Annotated in this window: 24 protein-coding genes and 1 tRNA gene; 12 read left to right on the top strand and 13 right to left on the bottom strand. The window is 41.7% G+C overall.

Going from position 1 to position 19,787, the window contains the following annotated elements; genetic code table 11:
* Positions 1 to 15: 15 nt before the first annotated feature.
* On the top strand, positions 16 to 576 hold the full coding sequence (locus tag GL182_RS22135) for a gluconate 2-dehydrogenase subunit 3 family protein (protein ID WP_163382003.1): 561 nt from the start codon (positions 16 to 18) through the stop codon (positions 574 to 576).
* Between the two features lie 193 nt (positions 577 to 769).
* Here GL182_RS22135 and GL182_RS22130 read toward each other — a convergent pair whose 3' ends face one another.
* Together GL182_RS22130 and GL182_RS22125 are read right to left on the bottom strand one after the other, a co-directional pair.
* Positions 770 to 955: a hypothetical protein gene (locus GL182_RS22130; protein WP_163381980.1), complete on the bottom strand. Its 186-nt coding sequence runs from the start codon at positions 953 to 955 to the stop codon at positions 770 to 772.
* The gene (locus tag GL182_RS22125) at positions 952 to 1,539 is read right to left on the bottom strand and encodes a methyltransferase family protein (RefSeq protein WP_163381979.1); all 588 of its coding nucleotides are present in this window, start codon (positions 1,537 to 1,539) and stop codon (positions 952 to 954) included. Before GL182_RS22125 ends, GL182_RS22130 begins: the two co-directional genes overlap by 4 nt.
* Positions 1,540 to 1,571: 32 nt before the next feature.
* Here GL182_RS22125 and deoC point away from each other — a divergent pair, with 32 nt between their 5' ends.
* Positions 1,572 to 2,240: a deoxyribose-phosphate aldolase gene (deoC, locus tag GL182_RS22120; protein ID WP_163381978.1), complete on the top strand. Its 669-nt coding sequence runs from the start codon at positions 1,572 to 1,574 to the stop codon at positions 2,238 to 2,240.
* Here deoC and GL182_RS22115 read toward each other — a convergent pair.
* Positions 2,206 to 3,408, bottom strand: coding sequence for a Na/Pi symporter (locus tag GL182_RS22115; RefSeq protein ID WP_163381977.1), 1,203 nt, complete (start codon positions 3,406 to 3,408; stop codon positions 2,206 to 2,208). The two genes, deoC and GL182_RS22115, sit on opposite strands and share 35 nt — an antisense overlap.
* A gap of 310 nt (positions 3,409 to 3,718) precedes the next feature.
* Between GL182_RS22115 and GL182_RS22110 the strand changes: the two genes are divergently transcribed.
* The 4 genes from GL182_RS22110 (at position 3,719) to GL182_RS22095 (ending at position 8,673) form a co-directional block, all read left to right on the top strand.
* Positions 3,719 to 4,849 carry a hypothetical protein gene (locus GL182_RS22110; protein WP_163381976.1) on the top strand — a complete coding sequence of 377 codons (1,131 nt, stop codon included), beginning with the start codon at positions 3,719 to 3,721 and terminating at the stop codon, positions 4,847 to 4,849.
* Complete coding sequence (locus GL182_RS22105) at positions 4,849 to 5,301, top strand: nucleoside deaminase (RefSeq protein WP_163381975.1); 453 nt, start codon at positions 4,849 to 4,851, stop codon at positions 5,299 to 5,301. Before GL182_RS22110 ends, GL182_RS22105 begins: the two co-directional genes overlap by 1 nt.
* A gap of 115 nt (positions 5,302 to 5,416) precedes the next feature.
* Positions 5,417 to 6,022, top strand: a complete 606-nt coding sequence (locus tag GL182_RS22100; RefSeq protein WP_163381974.1) for a superoxide dismutase — start codon at positions 5,417 to 5,419, stop codon at positions 6,020 to 6,022.
* 215 nt (positions 6,023 to 6,237) lie between these two features.
* Entirely contained in the window at positions 6,238 to 8,673 is a 2,436-nt protein-coding gene (locus GL182_RS22095; RefSeq protein ID WP_163381973.1) for an outer membrane beta-barrel protein, read from the top strand.
* 83 nt (positions 8,674 to 8,756) lie between these two features.
* Here the strand turns inward: GL182_RS22095 and GL182_RS22090 are convergent, their stop codons facing one another.
* From GL182_RS22090 to xerD, 3 genes are all read right to left on the bottom strand, one after another.
* Positions 8,757 to 9,221, bottom strand: a complete 465-nt coding sequence (locus GL182_RS22090; RefSeq protein WP_163381972.1) for a MaoC family dehydratase — start codon at positions 9,219 to 9,221, stop codon at positions 8,757 to 8,759.
* Positions 9,222 to 9,313: 92 nt separating this feature from the next.
* Positions 9,314 to 9,799: a Clp protease ClpB gene (locus tag GL182_RS22085; protein WP_240469927.1), complete on the bottom strand. Its 486-nt coding sequence runs from the start codon at positions 9,797 to 9,799 to the stop codon at positions 9,314 to 9,316.
* Positions 9,800 to 9,901: 102 nt separating this feature from the next.
* Entirely contained in the window at positions 9,902 to 10,807 is a 906-nt protein-coding gene (gene xerD / locus GL182_RS22080; protein ID WP_163381971.1) for a site-specific tyrosine recombinase XerD, read from the bottom strand.
* Positions 10,808 to 10,935: 128 nt separating this feature from the next.
* Here xerD and aroQ point away from each other — a divergent pair, with 128 nt between their 5' ends.
* The 4 genes from aroQ (at position 10,936) to GL182_RS22060 (ending at position 13,225) form a co-directional block, all read left to right on the top strand.
* Positions 10,936 to 11,364 (top strand): type II 3-dehydroquinate dehydratase, encoded by a 429-nt coding sequence (gene aroQ / locus GL182_RS22075; RefSeq protein WP_163381970.1) that lies wholly within the window; start codon positions 10,936 to 10,938, stop codon positions 11,362 to 11,364.
* A gap of 5 nt (positions 11,365 to 11,369) precedes the next feature.
* A complete protein-coding gene (locus tag GL182_RS22070) occupies positions 11,370 to 12,425 on the top strand; it encodes an aminotransferase class V-fold PLP-dependent enzyme (protein ID WP_163381969.1) in 1,056 nt (351 codons plus the stop codon).
* A gap of 12 nt (positions 12,426 to 12,437) precedes the next feature.
* Entirely contained in the window at positions 12,438 to 13,019 is a 582-nt protein-coding gene (locus tag GL182_RS22065; RefSeq protein ID WP_163381968.1) for a MarC family protein, read from the top strand.
* 131 nt (positions 13,020 to 13,150) lie between these two features.
* Positions 13,151 to 13,225: transfer RNA gene (locus GL182_RS22060), tRNA-Pro, on the top strand.
* A gap of 258 nt (positions 13,226 to 13,483) precedes the next feature.
* Here the strand turns inward: GL182_RS22060 and GL182_RS22055 are convergent.
* From GL182_RS22055 to GL182_RS22025, 7 genes are all read right to left on the bottom strand, one after another.
* Complete coding sequence (locus tag GL182_RS22055; RefSeq protein WP_163381967.1) at positions 13,484 to 13,939, bottom strand: hypothetical protein; 456 nt, start codon at positions 13,937 to 13,939, stop codon at positions 13,484 to 13,486.
* 44 nt (positions 13,940 to 13,983) lie between these two features.
* Positions 13,984 to 14,481, bottom strand: a complete 498-nt coding sequence (locus tag GL182_RS22050; protein WP_163381966.1) for a hypothetical protein — start codon at positions 14,479 to 14,481, stop codon at positions 13,984 to 13,986.
* Positions 14,482 to 14,609: 128 nt separating this feature from the next.
* Complete coding sequence (locus GL182_RS22045) at positions 14,610 to 15,089, bottom strand: hypothetical protein (RefSeq protein WP_163381965.1); 480 nt, start codon at positions 15,087 to 15,089, stop codon at positions 14,610 to 14,612.
* 368 nt (positions 15,090 to 15,457) lie between these two features.
* On the bottom strand, positions 15,458 to 15,640 hold the full coding sequence (locus GL182_RS22040; RefSeq protein ID WP_163381964.1) for a hypothetical protein: 183 nt from the start codon (positions 15,638 to 15,640) through the stop codon (positions 15,458 to 15,460).
* A gap of 1,238 nt (positions 15,641 to 16,878) precedes the next feature.
* Positions 16,879 to 17,094 carry a type II toxin-antitoxin system RelE family toxin gene (locus GL182_RS24175; RefSeq protein ID WP_262889354.1) on the bottom strand — a complete coding sequence of 72 codons (216 nt, stop codon included), beginning with the start codon at positions 17,092 to 17,094 and terminating at the stop codon, positions 16,879 to 16,881.
* A 31-nt stretch (positions 17,095 to 17,125) separates the two neighbouring features.
* Complete coding sequence (locus GL182_RS22030; protein WP_205603708.1) at positions 17,126 to 17,332, bottom strand: hypothetical protein; 207 nt, start codon at positions 17,330 to 17,332, stop codon at positions 17,126 to 17,128.
* A 131-nt stretch (positions 17,333 to 17,463) separates the two neighbouring features.
* Positions 17,464 to 18,825, bottom strand: coding sequence for a site-specific integrase (locus tag GL182_RS22025; protein ID WP_163381963.1), 1,362 nt, complete (start codon positions 18,823 to 18,825; stop codon positions 17,464 to 17,466).
* A 380-nt stretch (positions 18,826 to 19,205) separates the two neighbouring features.
* Here GL182_RS22025 and GL182_RS24420 point away from each other — a divergent pair, with 380 nt between their 5' ends.
* Positions 19,206 to 19,337 carry a hypothetical protein gene (locus GL182_RS24420; protein ID WP_262889353.1) on the top strand — a complete coding sequence of 44 codons (132 nt, stop codon included), beginning with the start codon at positions 19,206 to 19,208 and terminating at the stop codon, positions 19,335 to 19,337.
* A 187-nt stretch (positions 19,338 to 19,524) separates the two neighbouring features.
* The gene (locus GL182_RS24415) at positions 19,525 to 19,722 is read left to right on the top strand and encodes a hypothetical protein (protein ID WP_410267177.1); all 198 of its coding nucleotides are present in this window, start codon (positions 19,525 to 19,527) and stop codon (positions 19,720 to 19,722) included.
* Positions 19,723 to 19,787: the final 65 nt, after the last annotated feature.

Here is a 19,787-nt window from a genome sequence, read left to right as displayed (position 1 = left end):
ATCAAGATGACTATAATGAACAGAAGAGAGGCCCTCAAGAGTGTGGTTCTCATGATGGGAGGTACCATGGTAGGGGCCAATGTAATCCTCACCGGTTGTGCGCCCGAAAAGCAAATCGAAGGATTGGATTTCTCGGAGGAGGAATTGGCCTACATGGACGAAATCGGAGAAGCCATCATTCCTGCAACGGATACCCCGGGAGCCAAAGCAGCCGGCATCGGATCTTTTATGGCGATGATGGTCAAAGATACCTACACAGAGGAACAACAAAAAAGCTTTATCAATGGTCTCAATAGCCTGAAAAGCAATTTTAAATCTGAAGTAGGCAAAGATTTTATGGAGGCTTCTGTGGAAGAAAGGACAGCTTTTCTGAACCAGCTTAATAAAGCTGCCATGGATCAGAATGCTGATAACAACGAAGAAGCAAAATATATTCTGATGATCAAGGATTTGACCCTCTTGGGTTACTTTACCTCAGAAATTGGTGCTACACAGGCCTTGCGTTTTGTGGAAACTCCGGGAAGGTATGACCCTTGTATGGAGTACAAAAAAGGAGACAAAGCCTGGGCCATTTAAAACCATCGCTGCCTTCAATTTAATCAAAGCCCACTGCACAGGTGGGCTTTTTTTGTGGAGAACTTTCTGAAATTGGAATTTGGGAAAATGGCGGGAAATGAATGGTTTTTCCGGATACCTTAGATTTTAATCGGTTTGGTGGATTGGAACCTTTCCTGAGGTCAATGCTATTTCCTGGAAAAGAATCAGGAGTTTAGGTTTGTTTTTTATACTTAAACCAATAGTAGGCGGGAAATATCAGGGCTTTCAGGCGCCAGTCATTTTTTTCATGGAAGTCGAGCCGGGTGTCTTTGTTGATTTTTCTGTACAGCAGGCTGGCCAATACCAGGTGGGTCAATACCAGGAGTAAGAGGACGGAATATAGGATAAGTTCATTCATATTTTGAATCGGGGTAGGAGTGGGGGAACCTTGTTTTGGTAGTTGGCATAACTTTCACCATACTGTTCCAGTAGCTTTCTTTCTTCATGGTAAATGCCAAAAGGAAGGTAGAACAAAAGTGCCAGCAGATGGATCAGAGAGGCCAGATTGGGTAAGTAGAACAGGTATCCTAAAAAGATGAGGATCAGGCCTGCATAGAGAGGGTGCCGCATGTATTGGTACCATCCCCCGGTGATCAGCGGTTGTTTTTCCTTCAGGTCATCATGTGGCTTTAGCCCGATAAACTTGCCTGTAGAGACCCCTTTCATGCTTTTCATGGCAATGATGGTTCCAAAGGTGGCCAGCATAAAACCCAGATAGGTAGTCCAGTTGGTCGAAACAAACAACCAAAGGGGATCGATGCTTCCTGCAAAAAGCAAAAGGGCAAAGAAGGTGAGGGTCGCAAACAGACTATAGCACAATCGATACCATTTGTACCCATTACCCATCCAGGCTTTGATTTTTCTTTTTATATTGAGGCTTGCCAGGAAGGTATGGCTGACATAGAAAAACAACCAGCCCAGGCCGAGGATCAAGTATTCCATAAACACACGAATATCCACAATTTGATTGACTAATGAAAAATTTGCATCGATATATTGAACACACGGCCTTGCATCCTACAGTGGATGAGCGGGCGATAAGATTGTTGACAGACCAGGCCAGAAAATACCAGTTCAGGGGTATTTGCGTACCTCCTTTTTGGGTAAAGAAGGTAAAGCGGGAACTGTCAGGGGAGGACATTCAAGTGGTGACGGTTATCGGTTTTCCATTGGGATATGGCATGACTCAAACCAAGGTATTTGAAACGCAACAGGCCATCAGTGATGGAGCAGATGAATTGGACGTGGTCTGGGCGCTATCCGCTTTTAAATCTGGCATGAACTGGCCTAAAATAGAATTGGCCCAGTTGGCCAAGTGCTGCCATGAGGAAGAACGGTTTCTGAAGGTAATTGTGGAAACAGCCTATCTGGATGAGGAAGAATTGCGTGATGCCTGTACCCTATGTAGGGATGCCGGAGTGGACTTTGTCAAAACATCTACAGGCTTCGCTCCAGAGGGTGCAAAAGCCGCCACTATTAAACAGATGCGGCAATACCTGCCCAGCCAGGTAGGCATCAAAGCAAGTGGAGGCATCAAAACCCTTGATCAGGCCCTTGAAATGATCGAATCCGGAGCAGATCGGATTGGTACCAGTAGTGGGGTACAAATCATGGATGCTTACCTGGGGGATCAATCGGAGTAATTGAGATTTCCCTTGCGACCGGTTGCTTTGATTTATCCACCGATTCAGGTTTGGCCTCCGATTGGTTGAAATAGATCAGAAAGAAGGGGATCACAAAAAACGTAAGGAGGATATAGGCAAAGCCTACCACCCGGGTATTGGCGGTGGTTTTGCCGAAATTTTTTGCCAGTCTAACCGGAATCTCCCGAATGCCAGGGAAGGGCAGGAAAATCAGGCTGCCGATAAGGTTGAACAAGACATGAACAATGGCTACGCTGATGGCTGCTTCAGTTTTGTACAAGGCGGCGATTACTGCTGTAATGGTGGTGCCCACATTGGCCCCCATAATGAAAGGGAAAACCCTTCGCAAAGCTACCTTTCCGGTAGCTACGGCTGTTACCATCAGGGAAGTGGTAATGGTACTCGATTGCACCGCAGCGGTAAAAAACATGCCATAGGCAAAAGAGCGAAAAGGGAAATGGAATATGTGTTTCCGGACCTTTTTAAAATTGGGAGTAATCAGTGATTTGTAAGCCAGGGCGGATAGCATTTTGATGGAGCCTACCAGGATCAGAACTCCGGCAAAGAGGGAAAGCAAGGGCCAGTGCAAAACCTGGGAAAGGTAAATGCTGAGTGGTCTGAGGAAAAAGCCCTGATAGACGGCTTCTCCATTCAGAAGCTGGCTTTCCCCGACAAAGCCCAGTGTAATCCAGGCAGCCATCTCACTCAAAACCCCGAAATAGATTTCAAGAGGCAATAGGATGATGACGGATATGATATTGAATATATCATGCAATACACCTGCAGAAAGTGCTTTTCGAAATGATTTTTTCTTCATGATATATCCAAAAGCCACCAGGGTACTGGTAAGGGTAGTACCAATATTTGCCCCCATGATCAGGGGAACCGCCTGCGCCAGGCTCAGGTTTCCGGATGCTACCAGTACCACCACCATGGCAGAAACGGTAGAGCTGGATTGGATCAAAGCGGTTGTCAGCAAACCAATAAACAGTCCTACGAAGGGGTTGATGGTGGCCATAAATAGGGTATTGGCGACATCATTGTTAAGGCTGGCCAGTGCATAAGTCAAAAAGTCGATGGAAAACATGAAAAACAACAAGCCTAGAACCACAGTGGCTGCCATGATCACATTTCTTTTATAGGTATTGCCTTCCAGAGTTTTGGTCATTTAAAAATGCTAGATATTCAGGCTATTTGAAGCTGCAAAATACGTATAGAGAAAAGAGAATTACACGCTTTTCAGGTAAAACTTATGTTAAAAATGAAATTTCGGATTAGCACCGGTAGATTTGATTAAAAAACACGCATTTGAATGGGTTAGAGATAAAATCTTTATATTTTTGGCAAGCATCGGGATCTTTCCAGATGATTTTGGGAATGTTTTATTGTAGGCATGGCGTGGGACTTAACAATTTGGTAACAACTTCCTTAGAAATTCTTGTTTAATTTGCATCCTTAATCCAAGCCAAAACCAACTTATGGCCAAACTAAAAGATCAAAATATAAACCAGGATGCTTTATCCAAAGCAGCTTATTCCCTGTTTGATTTTACAAAAAAGGAAAAGTCATTTTTGCTGATCATTTGTATTTTGATTTCCGTGGCGGGTATCATCACCCCATACACCTACGCCGCCATGTGGTTTGGTTTTATGTTGGCCGCTTATTCCGCCATTGCCAATGACAGCATACAAACCATAGGCACTTTCATCGCTTCCAACCAAAACCGGAAATGGTATTTTCTTTGGCTTTTTATGGGTTTGATTTTTGTCGGAACGGTTACCTACAGTTGGTTTACTTACAATGGGGATGTGAGTTACCAGCGACTTCAGGTAGATGGGCTGGATCAGGCACCTCAAAGCTTCGTATTTCTGCAGATTGCAGCTCCGATTGTATTGCTGGTCATGACCAGGTTGAGAATGCCTGTCTCTACCACCTTTTTGTTGCTGAATGTATTTACCTACAAGGCGGGCACCATACTGGGTGTCATGCAAAAAAGTTTTATCGGGTATTTTGTAGCCTTTATATTGGCCATCATTGTTTGGTATGTATTGGAAAAATTTGTGACCAATTACCTCAAGGGAAAGCCCCGGAATTATTGGTATTTCCTACAGTGGATTACTTCCGGCTGTCTGTGGGCAGTATGGATCATGCAGGATGCAGCTAATATAGCTGTATTTTTACCCCGGCAGCTCAATGTATGGGAATTTTCAGCCTATACCGGCTTCGTTTTTCTGGGACTGGGAGTACTTTTCTATATGAAGGGCGATAAAATTCAGGGTATCGTCAATGAAAAAACCCGTGTCACAGATGTCAGGGCTGCCACCATTGTAGACCTGGTTTATGCTGTAATTCTCTTTTATTTCAAGGCATACAGCAACATGCCTATGAGTACCACCTGGGTGTTTATAGGTCTTTTGGGAGGCAGGGAATTATCCATCGCCCTGGCTAAATCCAAAAAGCTGAAAAAAAGAAAGGCCCGTTTGGTCAGGGCATACAGACTGGCCAAGAATGATTTGGTCAAAGCCGGCATAGGGCTTATAGTTTCCCTTATCCTGGCACTCATTATCAATAAAGGAGTTAGGGAAGAAATTTTTGATATGTTTTTTTAATGGCAGAACCTGTAATTTACTCTCATGAATACTGGATGCAGGAAGCCATGAAGCAAGCCCAGGTGGCTTTTGAAGAAGGGGAAATCCCGGTCGGTGCTGTGGTGGTAGTGAAAAACCGAATCATTGCCAAAGCTTATAACCAAACTGAAAGGCTCACCGATGTGACCGCACATGCGGAAATCCTGGCGATTACCGCTGCTGCCAATACACTTGGCTCCAAGTATTTACCGGAATGCAGGTTATATGTTACCCTCGAACCCTGTGCCATGTGCGCCGGTGCCGCCTACTGGGCTCAGCTGGGGGAATTGCATTATGGTGCCGCAGACCCCAAAAGAGGTTTTACCCGTCTGGGCAGCAGCCTGCTCCATCCCAAGACAAAGGTTACAGCTGGACTATTGCAGGAGAATTCCCAGATTTTGTTGCAGGCATTTTTCAGAAATCTCAGAAATTAGAGATTCAAAGGAATAAAAGAACCATTTTTGGAGATCATTGGTTTGTAATGGTAGGTTTTTAAAATGAACCCAATACCATCAACTAACTTTATGTTTAACTTTAAAAAATAAAATAATGGCTTTTGAACTTCCTAGTTTACCTTACGAGAAAAATGCATTGGAACCACATATCGATGCCAAGACAATGGAGATCCATCATGGCAAGCACCACAATGCTTATGTGACCAAGTTGAACGATGCTGTAAAAGGCTCAGATCTGGCATCTAAAAGCATTGAAGAAATCATGAAGGGGATATCCTCCGCATCTGCCGCCGTCAGAAACAATGGGGGTGGACATTACAACCACTCACTTTTCTGGACCATCCTATCTCCTAAGGGCGGTGGAACACCCTCCGGAGAATTGGCTGCTGCTATAGATAAGAAATTTGGTTCTTTTGATAAGTTTAAAGAAGAATTTGCCAATGCAGCTGCCACCAGATTTGGCTCCGGATGGGCTTGGCTTAGCGTAAGCAATGGCGAATTACAGGTAAGTTCTACACCAAACCAAGACAATCCTTTGATGGATATTGCTGAGACCAAAGGTACGCCTATTCTTGGACTCGATGTTTGGGAGCATGCTTACTATTTGAACTACCAAAACAGGAGACCAGATTACATTGCAGCTTTCTGGAATGTGGTGAATTGGGAGGAAGTGGCTAAAAAATTCGCTGCCGCCAAATAACTGGAGGTAGCTTAATGTATCATACCTGACCCCCCGGGAATTTCCCTGGGGGTTTTTTATTGTTCGGTTAGCGAACAATGAAGGTGTTCGGTTTTGAGACAGTAAATCGAACAGCCTGTTTTATAAAGCATTGAAATACAGTATTTTAAACTATTTTTTGGGGTTTGGCACCTTTTTCCCTTATCATGGCATAGAACGATTTGATACCTATGACCATGAACTTAAAAAAGCACTTATTTGCTACCGCATTGTTATTTTTGCTTGGATGGAGCCACCTGGCTGCTCAACAGCCATCAGCTACTGTAATTGGCACCTTAATAGATGAAAAGGGAGATCCCCTGCCCTTTGCCAATGTTGTCTTATTGGAAATGCCATCTGAAGCGTTGGTAACAGCTGTGATTTCTGACGAATCCGGTCACTTTACCTTGCAAACGAATGTCATTAAAGAGGTTAGCCTCAGCATTTCTACATTGGGTTTCTCGCCTTACAGAAGTAAGCCCTTTTTGCTAGAAGCCGGTTTAGAAAAGGACTTTGGAAAAATTCAATTGACCGATGAAATGTCGGCACTGGACGAAGTTACGGTGAATGCGGCCAAGCCCAATGTATTGGTACAGGCAGACAAAACCATCGTCAACGTGGCCGGGACAGTGATGGCTGAAGGAAATACGGTTTTGGATGTGGTAGGCCGTTCACCAGGGGTATTTGTAGATGCTGATGGCAACATTAGCCTGAATGGCAGATCCGGGGTAATTGTACTCATAGATGAGCGACAAACCTATATGAGTGCATCTGACCTGGCCAACTTTCTGCGGGCCATGCCGGCAGACAATATCCTGAGCATAGAGGTAATCAGCAATCCCCCCGCAAAGTATGATGCCGAGGGCGCAGCTGGTGTAATCAACCTTGTATTAAAGAAAAATAATTTTAATGGTACCAATGGAAATATTCATATAGGAAACCAATACAATGGACTGCATACTCCCTCCGCAGGAGCTACACTGAATGTCAAAAGAAACAAATGGACTTCCAATGCCAGTCTGAATTACAATGAATGGGGCAGGTTCATTGACCTGGATATACTCAGGAGGTTTCAATTGGAAAACGGGCTTTCCGAATTTGACCAGGAGGCCAGATTAAAGCTTTTGAGGAATAACCTGTTTTTTTCCGGAGGTACTGATTATCAAATCAATGACAAACACAGCCTGGGCATCAACCTTCAGGCTTCTGCTCAGAAAGGTACCGAGGATGGGAATTCCCTCACCAATATTTCAAATCCGGAAAATACAGATAGGAATTTCCTGAATGCACGCAATGATTCGGATTCTGACAATTACCGGATTTTTGGTAATCTACATTATATTGCCACCCTGGATACTCTGGGAACCAAGTTTACCGCTGACCTGGATTATACCCAAATGGATGCCAACAGCCTGGGCATGCTGAACAACCGTTACTGGTTGAATGAAAATACGGAGGAAGGAACCTCAGACAGGATCCGGACGGGAAATGAAATGGTCTATACCATTTATACGGCCAAGGCTGATTTTACCCGGCCACTAGGGGAAGGGAAGCAATTGGAAGCAGGCCTGAAAGGCAGTTGGGTAAACTCAGATAACCGGCTGGACATTTCCAAAAGTGTGGAAGAAGGAGCCTTTAACCCTGACCCAAACAGCAACCACTTCATTTACAAGGAGCAGGTGCTGGCAGCCTACACCTCCTATAAGGGAGCGATAAGTGAGCAATTGAATTTCCAGGCAGGCTTGAGGGCAGAATATGCAGATATTGAAGGAAACTCAGTAAGCTCCTCTCAGGTCAACAGCCAGGAATACCTGAACCTATTTCCCAGCCTGTACCTGCAGCATCAGGTAAATGAGAATTACCAAATCGTTTACAATGTAAATCGCAGGATTACCAGGCCTCATTACCGGCAATTGAATCCTTATGTGTTTTACATCGACCCGCTTACCACCGAGGAAGGTAACCCCCAATTGAGGCCGCAATATGCCAATAATGTTGAGATGAACCACATCATCAAAAACGCCTATCAGGTTTCCCTTTCCTATTCCCAGACCGAAAATGCATTTGGGCAGATCATGGTGCAGGATGATGAAACCAGAAAAACCCGCATTCAGATGCAAAACCTGGACCGGACGCAGAACCTTAGCCTGAGAGCCATACTTCCGATTGAGTTTGCCTCCTGGTACAGTACCAGCAATATGTTGCAATTTAACGGGAATACTTTCCAGTCCCAGCTAGGAGATGAGCTGTTGGATGAAAAACAATTTTCCTTTATGGCCAGGACCCAACATAACATTAACCTGCCTAAAGGATTCAGGTTGGAATTGATTGGAATTTACCGAAGCCCCTTTCGGGACGGACAGTTAAAGATCAATGCCATGAGCTGGGTGGATGCCGGGGTAACTAAAACATTTTACGATGACAAGCTAAGCTTAACTGTAAATGGGACAGATATTTTCAGGACCATGAAATTTAAGGGCAATATAGACTTTCATCGCATTGATACCGATGTGCAGCAGTACAACAGCATGCAAGGTGTACGGTTTACCCTACGCTGGAAATTTGCTCAGGGAGAACAATTCAAAGTTTCTCAGAGAAGTGGTAGCACGGAGGAAAGAAATAGACTGGAATAAGTTTAGATTAGGTTTTTAACAATGATAAAGACAGCACCTCGTTGGTGCTGTTTTTATTTAATAGGTCAGTGTCTATCTTAGAATTATTGAAAATGGTATAAGAAAATCAAATGGGCTGAAAGGGCAGGTTTTTTTTCTCCCTTGATCTCGATTTTCACCTGCATTTCTGTTTTGATAGTTCCCCGCAGATCGCTGATATTGGCGAGGCTTGCCTTCATTCTGATCTCGTCATTTACTTTCACAGGGTTTGCAAATCTCAGATTTTCGATACCATAATTGACCATCATTTTGAGATTATTGACCTGTACGATCTGGTTCCATAAAAAGGGTACCAGGGAAAGGGTCAGGTATCCATGTGCAATGGTGCCGCCAAATGCGCCTTCTGCCTTGGCTTTTTCGGGATCAGTGTGGATCCACTGGTGGTCCAAAGTGGCATCAGCAAAAAGGTTAATCTGTTCCTGACTTACCCGGTGGTAATCCGATATTCCGAGGTCTTTGCCAATATATTGTTGAAAGTCTTCAAAACTATTGATGATCAGTTTGCTCATGTGTTGATGGGTTTTAAAAAATGAAATTATCAAAACCCCCCGGATTTTAAAACAAAAAAGAAATAAAACCCCCGAATTGATTCATTGGAAGATCAGGAACCTTTAGATTTTTTTCGATAATACATGAAACCAAGAACCATACTGCTTAGAAAAAATATCAAAGTAGTCCATTCATAGGTTCGTTTTTTCTCTTTTTCTTCCAATATATCACCGTCTTTTTCACGGAGGGCCCGTTTGAGTTTCACAATATCCGCCTCTGCTTTGTGTGCAATGAATTTGTAGTCCTCTTTTTCGTAGCCGATGGTGGTGGTCTGTATGTCTTTGAGCATTTCCAGTTCCTGCATGATCTGGTTGTCTTTTTGGATGATCCGGTTCATCCATTCATTGGTGGCCTTCATGTCTTTCTTGGTGCGGTTGCCAAAAATACCAGACTTTTGACTTTCAGAGGCCTGCCATTCCTGGTGCAGGGTTTTTCTTTCCTGCACCAGTTTATTGAGCTTTTCCTGGGCATCTGCCGAAAAAGGGAGGGTCATCAACCAGATGACTAATCCAAGGAAATATAATACTTTATTATTCATGGTATTGCTGCCTTTTTTGAATTGACTGATTCAGTATTTGAGATACCCGCTTTCAAAAAACATGCCTGAAATCAGGTGACAGGTTTCTCCTATTTCAAAACCTTATTTCTTATTACCGGGAAGAAATTCGTTCAAGACCTGCCGGAGGTAATCCCGGTCCAGGTGGGTGTAAATTTCTGTGGTGGTAATGCTTTCGTGACCCAGCATTTCCTGCACTGCCCTGAGGTCTGCCCCACCCTCTACTAGGTGGGTAGCAAAACTGTGCCTGAACGTATGGGGGCTTACTTTCTTTTGGATTCCGGCTGCTTTGACCAGTTTTTTGATGATGAGAAAAACCATCACTCGGGAGAGTTTTTTTCCCCTGCGGTTTAGAAAAATGTACTCTTCATTTCCTTTAGCTATGGATTGGTGCAGCCGGACCTCCTCCAGGTACAGGCGCAGGTATTTGGCAGCAGACTTGCCTACAGGCACGAGTCTTTCCTTATCGCCTTTTCCGGTTACACGTAAGAATCCAATATCCTTATAATAGTGCCCCGTTTTCAAATGAGTCAGTTCGGATACCCGTAGCCCGCTGCTATACAACATCTCCAGCATGGCCCTGTTGCGATGCCCTTCCGGCTCTCCCAAAGGAATGGCATCCAGCAGTTTTTCAATTTCAGTATAACTTAATGTATCAGGTAAAGTCCTGGTAAGTTTTGGGGCCTCCAAAAGCAGGGCGGGATTGTCCAGAATTTTGTCCTCATACATCAGGTATTTGTAAAAGGCTTTGATGCCGGAAATGATTCTCGCCTGTGAAAACTCTGAAATATTCAGTGCAGCCAAATCATTTACAAATTGCCTCAGGTGGTACAGTTGTACTTTATCCGGAGCGATATGGGGAAAATTTTTACCCATATAGGCAGCCACTTTTTCCACATCTTGCCGGTAAGCCAGAATGGAATTGTCCTGGAGCGAGCGCTCAATTTTCAGGTAATAGCCAAAAGCCCTGATTTCCTTTTCCCAAGTCATGTAGTAAAATTAATCCTTCGCTGGTATTTTGTTGCCATTTTCTTAAAAACAATAAATTATCCCCCTTACTTATTGGCCGATTGCTTAACTTTGCCATTCCTTTTACAGACAATTAAATCAACTGAAAATTGAAAATCGCAATTATCAACGGTCCGAACCTCAACCTTTTAGGGAAGCGTGAGCCAGAAATTTATGGAAGCAGTTCATTTGAAGATTATTTTGAAAAATTAACTAAAAAATATCCTGAACTGAAGCTTTCCTATTACCAAAGTAATGTAGAAGGTGAGCTTGTGAACCGGCTTCACGAGGTGGGTTTTGATCATGATGGCATACTAATGAATGCAGGGGCCTATACCCACACCTCTGTGGCGCTATCAGATGCCATTGCAGGAATCCAAACCCCCGTGGTGGAGGTACACATTTCCAATATTTACAAAAGAGAGGAATTCCGGCACAAGAGCATCATATCCAAGGAATGTGTGGGAATGATTGCGGGTTTGGGATTGCAGGGATATGAATTGGGATTGCAATATTTTATACAGAAAGAAAAACAATAATGTCTATGCTCACTTTTGCTCCGGGACCGTCTAAGGTTTTTGACAAATTACCTGAATATTTTCAGGATGCTTTTAGCCAGGGGATCCTCAGTGCCAACCACCGCAGTGCGGTATTTATGGACTTGTATAAGGATACCGAAAGCCTATTGAAACAAAGGCTGGAAATACCTGCAGATTACAAGCTGTTGTTTACCTCCAGTGCCACCGAAAACTGGGAAATCATTTCCCAGTCCCTGGTAGAACAGGCTTCCTTTCATATATTTTCCGGATCTTTTGGTAAGAAATGGTTTGATTTCGCCCAAAATATCATTCCAGAAACCGCCTCCTTGAAGTTGGATAAAAACACGGTATTGGAAGTAGCTGATCTGACAATTTCGAATGCTTTTGATGTCATCGCCATCACCCAAAACGAAACATCGAATGCCAGCCAGGTGACCAACGAAACCATTGCAGCATTGGCTGGGAAATTTCCCGATAAGATGCTGGCCGTAGACACCACTTCTTCCATGGGCGGGATTTACCTGGATTTCAAATTGGCTGATGTCTGGTATGCCTCCGTACAGAAATGCTTTGGTATGCCGGCAGGGCTGGGGCTTTTGGTTCTCTCTCCTAAAGCCATTGCCAAGGCAAAAAGCAAGGGAGAATATGGCCGATACAATAGCCTGAACTTTATGCTGGAAAACGCCTATAATTACCAAACCCACTATACCCCCAATGTGCTGGGTATTTATCTCCTGAACAGGGTATTGCAGGACATGCCTTCCATTTGGGAGGTACAGGCAAAGACCGAAAGCAGAATGCAGGCGCTGGAGGGCCTGGTAGACAAATCAGCCGCCCTGGCCTTTTTGGTTACCAATGCGAAGGCCCGGAGCAGAACAGTCTTGGGTGTTGGGGGCGAGGAAGCCTTTATCAAAGCCATCAAGCAGGCTGCAGAAAAGGAGGGCATGCAGATGGGCAGCGGTTATGGTCCATTGAAGCCTACCAGCTTCCGAATTGCGAATTTTCCGGCCATTACCGATGAAGAATTTGAAAAGTTGATTCAATTTTTAGAAAGCTATTGATAGGTTGCATGCATGTTCGATTTCAGAGAAATACTCTCAGTAACCCTGATCCTTTTCTCGGTCATTGATATTTTGGGTTCCATTCCCATTGTCATCAATCTCCGCAAAAAGGTAGGGCATATCCAAAGCGGCAAGGCTACCGTAGTTGCCGGGGTATTGATGGTATTGTTTTTGGTTTTGGGCAAATCCATTCTGCAGCTCTTTGGGATAGGAGTGGAGGACTTTGCCATTGCCGGAGCCCTGATCATTTTTGCCCTGGGAGCGGAGATGATTCTGGGTATAGAGATTTTCAAACCCGATCCTGCAGCAGGCTCCACAAGTACCTCTATAGTACCCATAGCCTTTCCTTTGATAGCTGGAGCAGGTACCCTGACGACCATCCTCACGCTGAAGGCTGAATTTTCACAGGCCAATATTGCCGTAGGGATCATCCTGAACCTGATCATTATATTTGTGGTACTCAAAAGCACCAACTGGCTGGAGCGGAAATTGGGGAAGACGGGCCTGGATGTATTGCGCAGGATATTTGGGATCATTTTGTTATCCATAGCGATCAAGATTTTTAAAAGCAATGTATTTCCGGAAATGCAATAATGGGGTTTTGGCAGGTTAACAGGCAGTAGGATTTTACAATTAAATTATCCCATATTTTCGCATTTAGGTTTTTGATTTGAAGAAAAAAGGATTACTTTTGCAATCGCTTTTGGAGCAAAACTGAAAGTTTTCGGGGTGTAGCGTAGCCCGGTCATCGCGCCTCGTTTGGGACGAGGAGGTCGCAGGTTCGAATCCTGCCACCCCGACTGATTAAAACCCTAATTATCTGTAAATTAGATAGTTAGGGTTTTTTGTTTTTGGTCTGGGGCTAATTGTGGGGCCAAATCTTTTATGATTTTTTTGTTTCTAAGATGATTTCAATCTGTTTTCTTGGACTTATAACAGGTTTAGGATAGGTATATGAATATAACTAAGAATTCGGTGTTGATGGTTTTAAAGGTTCATTAAAGGAAACATTATCCTTCAGGAATTGGTGTAAGTCTTTCCTGGGTTATATTCAATAGTTAAAAGCCCTTCCTTTCAACTTCTATTCCGTGAGAAGTAAAAAAGTGCAATAATTCATCCAAGTTTTTTCGATTCTTTAAAATCCTGAGTTCAATTTTTCTTTTGCTTGAAACAATTACGATTATTGGAATAGTTTTGCCTGCGTTGAAAATTGAGATTATTCCTAATACTCCCAAAATAATTACACCAATTAAACCATTTCCGAACATGTTATAAAATCTCACGGGTTTATCATCAACTGACAAACTATTTATTAAATAATAAAGTAAAATTGCTGACAAGGTCAAAAATAGTAATCCAAAACTTAAGATTACAATCCAGTTTTTTACTGATTTGCCTCTTACCATGTAAGCATTTTCAATTTTATTAAAAGGTAAGATTTGGTAAGAAAATTTATTTCTAAGCAAGTGTACACCTTCTGAGGTCACCTTAAAATTTACATCTACTATCTCCATTATTCATTAATTCCATCCGCCTACAAATACTCGACCCCAATCAATTAGTTTTCGCCTAAATTTAAATCAAATTTTATAAAGGGAAAAACATCATTTAAGTCCTTATAAAATTGTTCTTGCATCCTTACATTTTCCAACTCTTTAAGAGGATAGGGTTTGTTTTTGCGATTAATTTTCAAAACAACTTCATTCCTTGTAATAGCATACAAAATGTAAGAAGCAAAAAACAGGGAGGAAGCCAAAATAATAATATTTGCACCAATCCTTCTTATGTCACTATGATTTAAGGGAGCAAAATTCCCGACCTCATTTAACCTTTCGAACAAATTGCCCGACAAAACGATTGTTAATAAAATCAGCAATCCAGTAATTATGGCCAAAAACCATACATTTCGGACAGTACTCCCCCTTCGCACCTCAATATTATTCACTTCGGTAAAAGAAATGGTGGTATAGTTATATCCTTTTCGAAAAAATCGTATTTCTTTTTTTGAAAAGTCAAATTCAAAATCCTCGGTTCTGTATATTGAATTAGCAGCCATGATAGTTGTAAATTTTTGTGGTTATGACGTGTTAATTTAACCATCCTGGATCATTATATAAATCATCAAACATTTGGGTATTTATAAGTTAGTCGGGAAATAAATAAAACGGGTGATAAAATAGAGGTTTATTTGATAATATTATTAGAACAATTAAAAGTATCTTTTCGAAATCTAAAACCATCCATATATCCCTCCCGTTCAAGTACCTTGGTTCCTAACCTGTAATTCATAATCGGTTTATCTGATAATCTCCTAAAGTTGTAAATTTTACCCATCTCCTTACTTTCAAACTCATCACCGGACTTGAAAGTTATATCTATCTGCTCCACATTATTTTGTGCACAGTTTAGGTCATTTTCCTGTATTGAAATATGGATTTTATCTGAACAAACGATATACTTTCCTACATTAAAATCCAGTATATCACCATCTAAATGATAGGCATAATCATTTACCTCAGTAAAATGTAACTCTAAATATAATCCATCATCATGGCACGAGGCCCAACTTCCAACCAGTAATTCCTTAGACACGTTGATTTCACCTTGTGAACAACATTTCATAAATGCCAATAAAATTGAAATAAAAAACAAATAACTTCCCATACCAAAAATAATATTTTGTTCTTAGCCAAGAATCATAACCTGGTGAATTGTAATAAACCGGATGGATGGGAGTTACTGCCAGTAGGTAATCCTGATAATGGATTTCCTGAAGAGGGCAACCTATTTGGGGCCTGGGCGCAAACATTCTTGCCATATACTATCACTATACCCAAAACAATCAAGTTCCTAAAAAGCATCTTAGTCGAATTTTTATTCTAAAAAACCGTTTAAAAATAAGGGAATTTAAGTTGATAATTACGATGGTGGGTTAAAATTTATTTTATTATTCATCAATTTATCCAAGACTATGCGCTCATCATAATACCTAAAAACATAGGTTTGTCAATAGATAAAGTGGTGGTCTTGGATCAGGTTTGTCCTCTATCCCCATGCTGATATATACCTGCTTCAAGCCTGTCTTGGTGGGCAACTTCATATTTGCCATGGATAAAAAGTTTCACCTTTGGGCCCTTTTGTACTTCCTGCGTCCTGGCAGGACCCAGCACCCGGCCCCGGTCGGCATTTAGCCTGTCCACACGGTTAACTCTCATGGTCACGTTATGCTCCGGCAACAGCTGACAGCTAGCATCTAGCTGCTCGAAGTGTTTCTTTGGCGATCTCTGATTACATTGTTGTATTATCATCAGTTTTGTTTCCAGCGCCCTTTCCCAATTTAATTTAGTGAGACTTTCTTAAGTATTAAAATTTTGAAAATTCGAGTTGCGAGGATTTTTCCCCTCCCCATCTAATGGAAATCAGGTGGGGCAAGTAAGTTTTTGGCACAATAAAACCGATAGGTTTTTTGTCGGACAAAGACACAACTTGCAAGGACCGTGCACAGCAAATGGGTGGTGTATCCAAAAGGTTGTTTTTTGCTGGATAAATGAAATCGAGGACGGTTTTTCCACAGGATCAATATTCAATTTTACTTAATATTAGGAATACTTTTTATTTCAATATGGGTATATCCAGGTAAATATTATAAGTATAGTTAATAATTCCTATGTGTGTTGTTTTCGCATTACACTCTGACAAAACTATGTATTCAGGTATGGGTTATTTCAATATGTACAAAGCTATTTATAGGAATATATAGACATTTGAACAATATCTGGACAGGTGGATAGCCCAACCCCAAAATACCTTATTCCGTGATGCTATATTAATCCTCTAGCGGAATCACGTCCATCCGGTTTGTTTTTTATGATCGGTTAGCCGGGAGACTCTCCATCGGATAATCCATCCAAAGAATAACTGGCTGATGAAGAAAAAAGTGTATACCCTTAGGGATCCCTTTCATTCCAAGCTTCTGATACAAAATAAGCCAGATTCATTTTCATTTATTTTAAAAAGTTTAATTTTTCGTGAAAACCACCTACTACACCTACTACATTACTACATTTTGCGATTTAGGAATTGATAATCAGTGTTTTATGGGTATTATAACTCAAAATCCATCTTACTACAAAAGTCCTTTTTGTAGTAAGGTGTAGTAACTTGATTTATTTTATCTTACTACAGGTTAAGGAGCTGATTTTCTTTAATTTGAAACCTGTTTGTAGTAAGTAGTAGGGTGATTTTTTTTAACTGTAATTCGCATTTCAGGGAAGGTCGTGACCTATTCATCAAGTGGCAAAACCCTTAATTGGGAGGGGATTCCCGATAAAGAGGAAGGAGCCCAAAATTCATGGCAGGCTGTAACAGCCTTTTGCATGTTCCAGATGACAAACGCCGCTTTACCTGAGGGGGTCATGCCCAAACTAAAAATTCTCCAAAAGCCGGGACAACATCATTCGTAAATATCCTTTCTGTGGCCTACCTTCCGAACATCCACTATGAGTATCTCATCATCAATGGAATAGATAACCCTGTAATTCCCAATTCTGATGCGCCAGTTTTCGGAGCCTCCCTTGAGTTTTTTTGATCCGGTCGGCCTTGGGTCCTCAGATAGGTCCATGACGCCTTTTATAATCCGATTATTGATTGATGACTGTAATTTGGCCAATTACTTTGCGGCTGACTTGCTGACCAATACTTTATATTGACTCATCCAGCTTGCCGTCCTTTTTCAGGTCCCTAATAACGTCCTCCAGCGGGATCTTCTCCTCACCCTTGCGCAGCTCTGCTATCAAGTTGTCGTAAAAATCCTCCCATAGGTCCCCGTGCTTTTTCAGGTCTATTTGAACGGCTACTTTTCTGTTTTTATCGTCCGTAACGTAATTGATACCTTTCATCAGATTCATTTATTTTCCATTAAAGTTAACGAATTAATATAACAAAATGATTCACCCGTCCGGGTGGCGTTTCAATATCTCCTGCTTTAGCTCCCCAACCCATGTCAGTTTGTATTCTCCGCTTTGTACGGAAATCTTTATCATTTTTTTTGTGACGAATTCTCAATAATAGCTAAATTCCTTACAGGGGCTCCCCATGCTTTCTGCATCTCGTTTCTTTTTCTTTCTTCTGTAACTTTTACATACCGCTGAAAACTTTTGTAATCGGCATGCCCTGTAATTTTCATCACCGTTTCTGCGGGGATACCTTTTTCCAGGGAGAGAGTGGCAAAGGTTTTCCTTCCAGTGTGGGCGCTGATCACCTTATGTTTAGGATAAATGTTGGAGATTTTTTCTGCGCCTCTGTACCGAATCCTTTCTATGGGGTCACTTATTCCTGCCCTTTCACAAAGCTCTTTTATATAATTATTGAATTTTTGGTTAGAAATGACAGGCAAAGGAGTTTCCATATGGTTGTATTTTCTTAAAATCTCATGGGAGTAAATATTTAATGGTACAATTAGAGGTTCTTTTGTTTTTTTCACGGTAAGCCTTATCTCATCCTCCTTGATATGCTCTCTTTTCAATTGCACCAAGTCGGAATACCTAAACCCTGTTACACAGCTAAAGCAAAAAACGTCCCTTACCTGGTCTAATCTTTTATTTGATGTTAGATCCAAATCGAGTAAGGAGTTCAACTCCATTTGGTTCAATGCGATTACCTCGAGTTTATGGCGTTTAATGGAAAAATCCTTATATCCGTCGTTAACTTTAAAGCCCCTTCTTCTGGCATAATTTAGAAAGGCTTTTAAGGTACTTAACTGCTTGGCAATGGTTATATTGTTAAGCCATTTCACATTTTTGGTAGTCTTGTGAACTTTCTCCCATCCAATCAAAAAATTCTGGAAGGATTGCATAAATCCATAATCAATTTCATCGATCCTTATGCTCGTTTTGGTTTTTGCATGGTAATTTTGAAGGTGATTTTTCAAGCACGAATAAATCTTCAATCCGCCTTTAGCACGTGTATGTTCGTTTTCCTTGATATATTCATCAATTAATGCAAAGATTTGATTGGAGGGTTCATCCTTTTTTACCTTAGGCGTTTTCAATTGCTTTAATAGCTCCACCACCATTGCTGCACTGTAGGCTTTGCCATCCAAAGAATAGCGGGATTCAATTCCGATGACCTGGTTTTTGAGCTTGAGGAGGTCATTTTGCCAGGTGATCAGTTGATTCTTGGTGGGAAGATGCTCTTTATACTTTTTGGTCAGCTTGTCCTTAATTTTTCCTGTTAGAGTTATTATTTGTTGGTTTTCATTATTCCACAACTCAGGAAACAACTTGACTCCTGTAGACACCTTTTTTCGCTGCCCGGCAATTCTAAGCACCATAATTAGGGGGTGTTCCCCTATTTTGTTCACCGTATCCAAACGTAACTCGAATCGTAGGGTAGCTTCCATCTGCCTTTAGTTGATTGAAGGTATAAATATAAAGAATTTATTTTTGTGGGGCTATTTGTGGGGCTAATTATGTGATCAAAATACCATTTTAAATGTCAGGAATGGTGGATTGATATATCTATATATATGTATATAAGCCATTTGTGTAAAATATTGTATAGGTGATAAGTATAGGTTCGAATCCTGCCACCCCGACAAATACCAACAAAACCTGCCTTTTCGAGGTGGGTTTTTTTGTGTCTATTACCTTCCCATTATAAATGGGAGTAGGATGAGAACCGCATTTCGAAATAGGTGATGCACGGCAGCACCGAACGGTTGTTTATTTCTCTGATGCTTCGAATGACTGGGACCTCAGCATCAACCGCTACAAGGAAATCGTGTATGAAGCGGTGGAATACGATACACCGGAAGAAATCATCAATGGAAAAAAAGATGCAAAAGGCTTGAAGGAACTGATGGAGGAAAACCGGAAGGACTTGGAAGCGCTTGAGCTAATGTTAAAGAAATGAGAAATGTTTTACATGGGCAGCGGTTAATGTTAAAAAAATCGGTTTTTTTTAACATTGTTTGAAATAGTGTTAAAGTTATTTCCTTACATTAACACTAAAATTGGTTTTATGAGTTGGCAACCGGCAAACCTTCCTTACGCAAATGACCTGGAATCCCGTGTGGTGCTTAAGGCATTGACTACGGCTCATCAGGCATTGGGACAGCTCAAAGGATTGGCAAACCCGGATCGAGTATGTACAGCAGGCGCTGATGCTCAAATCCCGACAAACCGCCGCCACATACCTCAATCAGCTTTCCACAGATGGCGTTTTGATCAAGCGGGAAGGACGGCCCAACTATTACATCAACCCTTTCTTGATCAATGCACTGACTTATGATAATTAGACGAAATGACAATTTGGAAAATCAAAAGGATCTGAGGGATCTTGAGAAAATATTGAATTAAAAAT

Source organism: Cyclobacterium sp. SYSU L10401 (assembly GCF_010993705.1).
Taxonomy (GTDB): Bacteria; Bacteroidota; Bacteroidia; order Cytophagales; family Cyclobacteriaceae; genus Cyclobacterium.
This window is presented reverse-complemented; position numbering and strand designations above follow the sequence as displayed.

Excerpts from the sequence above, each read along its gene's own strand:
- GL182_RS22135 (WP_163382003.1), top strand. The coding sequence starts at position 16 with ATGAACAGAAGAGAGGCCCTCAAGAGTGTGGTTCTCATGATGGGAGGT.
- GL182_RS22130 (WP_163381980.1), bottom strand. The coding sequence starts at position 955 with ATGAATGAACTTATCCTATATTCCGTCCTCTTACTCCTGGTATTGACC.
- GL182_RS22125 (WP_163381979.1), bottom strand. The coding sequence starts at position 1,539 with ATGGAATACTTGATCCTCGGCCTGGGCTGGTTGTTTTTCTATGTCAGC.
- deoC (WP_163381978.1), top strand. The coding sequence starts at position 1,572 with ATGAAAAATTTGCATCGATATATTGAACACACGGCCTTGCATCCTACA.
- GL182_RS22115 (WP_163381977.1), bottom strand. The coding sequence starts at position 3,408 with ATGACCAAAACTCTGGAAGGCAATACCTATAAAAGAAATGTGATCATG.
- GL182_RS22110 (WP_163381976.1), top strand. The coding sequence starts at position 3,719 with ATGGCCAAACTAAAAGATCAAAATATAAACCAGGATGCTTTATCCAAA.
- GL182_RS22105 (WP_163381975.1), top strand. The coding sequence starts at position 4,849 with ATGGCAGAACCTGTAATTTACTCTCATGAATACTGGATGCAGGAAGCC.
- GL182_RS22100 (WP_163381974.1), top strand. The coding sequence starts at position 5,417 with ATGGCTTTTGAACTTCCTAGTTTACCTTACGAGAAAAATGCATTGGAA.
- GL182_RS22095 (WP_163381973.1), top strand. The coding sequence starts at position 6,238 with ATGAACTTAAAAAAGCACTTATTTGCTACCGCATTGTTATTTTTGCTT.
- GL182_RS22090 (WP_163381972.1), bottom strand. The coding sequence starts at position 9,221 with ATGAGCAAACTGATCATCAATAGTTTTGAAGACTTTCAACAATATATT.
- GL182_RS22085 (WP_240469927.1), bottom strand. The coding sequence starts at position 9,799 with ATGAATAATAAAGTATTATATTTCCTTGGATTAGTCATCTGGTTGATG.
- xerD (WP_163381971.1), bottom strand. The coding sequence starts at position 10,807 with ATGACTTGGGAAAAGGAAATCAGGGCTTTTGGCTATTACCTGAAAATT.
- GL182_RS22070 (WP_163381969.1), top strand. The coding sequence starts at position 11,370 with ATGCTCACTTTTGCTCCGGGACCGTCTAAGGTTTTTGACAAATTACCT.
- GL182_RS22065 (WP_163381968.1), top strand. The coding sequence starts at position 12,438 with ATGTTCGATTTCAGAGAAATACTCTCAGTAACCCTGATCCTTTTCTCG.
- GL182_RS22055 (WP_163381967.1), bottom strand. The coding sequence starts at position 13,939 with ATGGAGATAGTAGATGTAAATTTTAAGGTGACCTCAGAAGGTGTACAC.
- GL182_RS22050 (WP_163381966.1), bottom strand. The coding sequence starts at position 14,481 with ATGGCTGCTAATTCAATATACAGAACCGAGGATTTTGAATTTGACTTT.
- GL182_RS22045 (WP_163381965.1), bottom strand. The coding sequence starts at position 15,089 with ATGGGAAGTTATTTGTTTTTTATTTCAATTTTATTGGCATTTATGAAA.
- GL182_RS22040 (WP_163381964.1), bottom strand. The coding sequence starts at position 15,640 with ATGAGAGTTAACCGTGTGGACAGGCTAAATGCCGACCGGGGCCGGGTG.
- GL182_RS22030 (WP_205603708.1), bottom strand. The coding sequence starts at position 17,332 with ATGAATCTGATGAAAGGTATCAATTACGTTACGGACGATAAAAACAGA.
- GL182_RS22025 (WP_163381963.1), bottom strand. The coding sequence starts at position 18,825 with ATGGAAGCTACCCTACGATTCGAGTTACGTTTGGATACGGTGAACAAA.